1 protein-coding gene is annotated in these 1,182 nt (G+C 39.8%); it reads right to left on the bottom strand.

The window, feature by feature from the left end:
• Window positions 1-1,182, bottom strand: a 1,182-nt coding sequence (locus HM986_RS17560; protein ID WP_218841470.1) for a beta strand repeat-containing protein, incomplete at both ends; no start/stop codon positions are given.

Genomic DNA, 1,182 nt, shown 5'->3' with positions numbered 1-1,182 from the left:
CCTGTTGGTGAAGCATCAGTTGTGATGGCTACCGTTTTAGTTAAAGTTAATGCTGCATCTTGAACAATTGGTGTTACTGTTGGATCATTTGTTGGATCCGTATCTACATCTGGACCATCTACTGTTTCATCACCATTATCACTCACATCACTTACATCATCTGTTCCACTTGGACTATCGCCTGTTGCGGTAGCACTGTTAGTGATTGATCCTAAATCTACATCATCTTGATCAATTGTATAAGTTACCGTTACAGTTCCTGTTGCACCTGGCACTAAACTTGATGGACTAATGGCCAATCCTGTTGTTCCTGTGAAAGCATCAGCAATAGTAATATTGTCTACCGTTACGTTTCCTGTGTTTGTTACACTAAATGTATACGTTAATACATCTCCTAAACTTGTCCCTGTTGGTGAAGCATCAGTTGTGATAGCTACCGTTTTAGTTAAAGTTAATGCTGCATCTTGAACAATTGGTGTTATTGTTGGATCATTTGTTGGATCCGTATCTACATCTGGACCATCTACTGTTTCATCACCATTATCACTCACATCACTTACATCATCTGTTCCACTTGGACTATCGCCTGTTGCGGTGGCACTGTTAGTGATTGATCCTAAATCTACATCGTCTTGATCAATTGTATAAGTTACTGTTGCTGTTCCTGTTGCACCTGGTACTAAACTTGATGGACTAATGGCCAATCCTGTTGTTCCTGTGAAAGCATCAGCAATAGTAATATTGTCTACCGTTACGTTTCCTGTGTTTGTTACACTAAATGTATACGTTAATACATCGCCTAGACTTGTCCCTGCTGGTGAAGCATCAGTTGTGATAGCTACCGTTTTAGTTAAAGTTAATGCTGCATCTTGAACAATTGGTGTTATTGTTGGATCATTTGTTGGATCCGTATCTACATCTGGACCATCTACTGTTTCATCACCATTATCACTCACATCACTTACATCATCTGTTCCACTTGGACTATCGCCTGTTGCGGTAGCACTGTTAGTGATTGATCCTAAATCTACATCGTCTTGATCAATCGTATAAGTTACTGTTGCTGTTCCTGTTGCACCTGGTACTAAACTTGATGGACTAATGACCAATCCTGTTGTTCCTGTGAAAGCATCAGCAATAGTAATATTGTCTACCGTTACGTTTCCTGTGTTTGTTACACTA

It is taken from the genome of Winogradskyella costae (genome assembly GCF_013403865.1).
GTDB classification, from domain to species: Bacteria; Bacteroidota; Bacteroidia; order Flavobacteriales; family Flavobacteriaceae; genus Winogradskyella; species Winogradskyella costae.
This window is presented reverse-complemented; position numbering and strand designations above follow the sequence as displayed.